This is a genomic window from Qipengyuania sp. (genome assembly GCF_043423005.1).
In the GTDB taxonomy this organism is placed as follows: domain Bacteria; phylum Pseudomonadota; class Alphaproteobacteria; order Sphingomonadales; family Sphingomonadaceae; genus Qipengyuania.
Window position 1 is genome coordinate 1 of record NZ_JBHWMI010000056.1, and the last position, 4022, is coordinate 4022.

Here is a 4022-nt window from a genome sequence, read left to right on the forward strand (position 1 = left end):
TTAGTCTACAACACCGATACCAGCAGCTATATCACGCTCGACGATCTTGCCGCGATGGTCCGCGCCAATGTCGATTTCAAGGTGGTCGACGCCAAGAGCGGCGAGGACATTACCCATTCGATCCTCACCCAGATCATCGTCGAGGCCGAAGCCAGCGGCAGCTCGCAGATGCTCCCGGTCAGCTTCCTGCGCGACCTTATCGGCATGTACGGCAATTCGATGCAGGCGATGATGCCGACCTATCTCGAGGCGAGCATGAACGCCTTCCGCAGCAATCGCGAGCAGTTGCAGCAGGCCTTTCACAAGGGAATGGGCGCCAATCCCTTTGCGACGATCGCGGAAACCAACCTGCGGATGATGCGCAGGGCCGCCGAAGCCTTCATGCCCGCCGGCGCGGCCAAGCCGTCCGCAGGCGATCCTGCGGCGGGCGAAACCGCTTCGCCCGATGCGCTCGATGAAATGCGCGCGCAGCTCGCGGCGATGCAGAAGAAGCTCGACGAGCTTGGCAAATAGCGCCATCGGCCCGCGCATCCCGGCCGCCCGGCCGTCATAGCATACAGGAACACCCAACGTGGCCCAGATCCGCCATGCGCTGAACGTCAAGCGCGCCGACGATTTCGCTGCCTGGTATCAGGAGGTCATTTCGGCTGCGGAAATGGCCGAGGAAAGCGGCGTGCGCGGCTGCATGGTTATCCGTCCATGGGGCTTCGGGATCTGGGAGCGGATGCAGCGCCTGCTCGACGACCGGATCAAGGCCACCGGCCACGAAAACGCCTATTTCCCGATCTTCATCCCGCTGTCGAACTTCGCGCGCGAGGCCGAGCATGTCGAAGGCTTCGCCAAGGAAATGGCGGTGGTCACCCATCACCGGCTGATCGCCGGCAAGGATGGCGGGCTGATGCCCGACCCCGAGGCGAAGCTGGAAGAACCGCTGGTGGTGCGCCCCACCAGCGAGACGATCATCGGCGATGCGATGGCGCGCTGGGTGCAAAGCTGGCGCGACCTGCCGCTGAAGCTCAACCAGTGGGCCAACGTGGTGCGCTGGGAAATGCGCACCCGGATGTTCCTGCGCACCAGCGAGTTCCTGTGGCAGGAAGGGCATACCGCGCACGCCGATGCCGAGGAGGCCAAGGCGCACACCCTCACCATGCTGGAAGTTTACCGCGCCTTTGCCGACGAGGATCTGAGCCTCGCCGTGATTGCCGGCGAAAAGCCCGAGAACGAGCGCTTTCCCGGCGCGGTCGAAACCTGGTCGATCGAGGCGATGATGCAGGACGGCAAGGCGTTGCAGGCGGGGACCAGCCATTACCTCGGCACGAATTTCAGCAAGGCGAGCGGGATCAAGTATCAGGACCGCGAAGGTGGCGAGACGCTGGCGCATACGACAAGCTGGGGCGTCTCCACCCGCATGGTCGGCGGTGTGATCATGACCCATGGCGACGATGACGGGTTGCGGCTGCCGCCCCGCATCGCGCCTCAGCAGGTCGTCATCCTGCCCATGCTGCGTGACGGTCCCGAAGATGCCCCCTTGCTCGCTTATTGCGAGGAACTGCGGGCTGCGCTGGCGGCGCAGGCGGCGCTGGGCGAGAAGGTTCGCGTGCTACTCGACAGCCGCCCCGGCAAGGCCGCGGCCAAGCGCTGGGACTGGGTGCGCAAGGGCGCCCCGGCGATCGTCGAGGTGGGCGGGCGCGACATGGACAACGGGGTCGTCTCGCTCTTGCGGCGTGACCGGCTGTGGGACGAGGCAAGTGGCAAGCCCGCCTTCCAGACGCCGTCGCGGGATGAAGCGACGGCGGCCATCCCCGGCATACTCGAGGATATGCAGGCGGTCCTGCTGGACGAGGCGCGCGCCCGGCGCGATGCCAACATCACCCGCGAAGTGGCCGATTTCGCCGAGGTCGAACGGCATTTCACCGCCTCGCGCTATCCCGGCTGGCTCGAGGTGCAATGGTCCCGCCCGACCGGTGCAGCGCTCGATCAGGTGGTCGAGCGGTTGAAGGCGCACAAGCTGACCATCCGCAACGTGCCGCAGGATGCCTCGCCTGCCGATGGCGCGTGCCTGTTCACCGGCGAGCCCGCGGTCGAACGTATCCTCCTTGCCAAGGCCTATTGAAGGCGACGGCGGGGCAGCGAGAGGATGACAGGGAAGGCGGGGCACCCCATATGTCCCGCCATGACAAGACAAGACAAGCAGCGGCAGCCGCAGGGACTGCCGAGCAACGAACAGATCATCGAATTCATTCAGACTTCTCCCACCCCCGCCGGCAAGCGCGAAATCGCCAAGGCCTTCGGCATCAAGGGGCAGGAGAAGATCGCTCTCAAGAAGCGCCTCAAGGACATGGCCGAGGAAGGCCTGATCGACGGCAAGCGGACCGCCTATCACCGCATGGGCGGCGTGCCCAAGGTGACGGTGCTCAAGGTCGTCGAGATCGACGATGGCGAGGCCATTGCAGTTCCGGAAAGCTGGGAGGCCGACGAGGCGGGCGAACCCCCTCGGCTGATCGTTCGCGAAAGCAAGAAGGTAGCGGCGCTCAAACGCGGTGACCGCGTCCTTGCTCGGACCGAGGAAGGCGCGCGCGGATGGATCGCGCAGCCGATCAAGAAGCTTCCCGCCCGCACCGAAGGGTTGATGGGCGTCGTCGAGATGGATGGCGCGGGCAAGGCCTGGCTGGCCCCGGTCGACAAGCGGGTGCGCAATTCATCGCCCATCGCCGACCTCGGCGGGGCTGAGGAAGGCGACCTCGTGCTGGCCGAACGCGCCGGCAAGTCCGCCCGTGCGGCAGTCAAGGTGGTGGAGGTGATCGGCGATCCGCTGGCGCCGAAGAGCTTCAGCCTGATCGCCATCGCCAAGCATGGCATCCCCCACATCTTTCCCGGCGAGGCGCTGGCCGAAGCCCAGCGCGCGGCAGACCTGAAACTGGGGACAGACAGGCGCGAGGATCTGCGCGAGGTGCCGATCGTCGCGATCGACCCTGCCGACGCGCGCGATCACGACGATGCGATCTGGGCCGAGCCCGATGGCAAGGGCGGCTACCGGGCGATCGTCGCCATTGCCGATGTCAGCCATTATGTCCGCCCCGGCGGCGCGCTCGACCGCGAGGCAAGGAAGCGCGGCAATTCGGTCTATTTCCCGGATCGCGTCGTTCCGATGCTACCGGAAATTCTCAGCGCCGACATCTGCTCGCTGGTCGAAGGCGAGGACCGGGCGGCGATGGCCTGCCATCTCAACATTTCGCCTGAAGGCAAGGTCACCGAATGGCGCTTCACCCGCGCAGTCGTGCGGCTGGCCGCGAACATCGCCTATGAGGATGCGCAGCAGGCGGTGGACGATGGAACTGCAGACCAGACCCTGCAGAACCTGTGGGGCGCATGGAAGCTGCTGCTCGCCGCCCGCGAGGCGCGCGATCCGCTTGATCTCGAACTGCCCGAACGGCAGGTGAAACTCGACGACGAGGGCAAGATCGCCGAGATTGCGATCCGCGAACGGCTCGACGCGCACCGCGTGGTGGAGGATTTCATGATCGCCGCCAATGTCGCCGCGGCCAAGGCGCTGGAGGCCAAGAGCGCGCCGGTGGTCTACCGGGTCCACGAGACGCCGAGCCGCGAGAAACTGCTGACCTTCCGGGATTACCTGCAATCGCAGGGGCGCAAGTTCGCGATGGGACAGGTCATCACCCCCGGCCTGTTCAATCGCCTGATCAAGGACATCGCCGACCCGGCGGAAAAAGCCCTGATCATGGAAGCGGTGCTGCGCAGCCAGACGCAGGCCTATTACGGCCCTGCCAATGCCGGGCATTTCGGCCTTGCGCTCGGCAGCTACGCCCACTTCACCTCGCCCATCCGCCGCTATGCGGATCTTACCGTGCATCGCGCGCTGATCGCGGGTCTCGGCCTCGGCAAGGATGGGCAGACGGATGATGAAGTGGCAGAGCTTGCCGGGATCGCCGAACACATCTCGATGACCGAGCGCCGCTCGATGCTCGCCGAGCGCGACTCGAAGGATCGCTTCATCGCCGCACAGG

Annotated in this window: 3 protein-coding genes; all 3 read left to right on the forward strand. The window is 65.7% G+C overall.

Annotation, left to right across the window (positions count from 1 at the left end; all coding sequences use genetic code 11):
• Nucleotides 1-513, forward strand: a 513-nt coding sequence (gene phaR, locus ACHFFA_RS08865) for a polyhydroxyalkanoate synthesis repressor PhaR (RefSeq protein ID WP_394270490.1), incomplete at its 5' end; no start/stop codon positions are given.
• Nucleotides 514-571: 58 nt separating this feature from the next.
• Nucleotides 572-2113 (forward strand): proline--tRNA ligase, encoded by a 1542-nt coding sequence (gene proS / locus ACHFFA_RS08870; RefSeq protein ID WP_394270491.1) that lies wholly within the window; start codon nt 572-574, stop codon nt 2111-2113.
• A gap of 60 nt (nt 2114-2173) precedes the next feature.
• Nucleotides 2174-4022 (forward strand): ribonuclease R family protein (locus ACHFFA_RS08875; RefSeq protein WP_394270492.1); only part of this gene is annotated, 1849 nt, incomplete at its 3' end.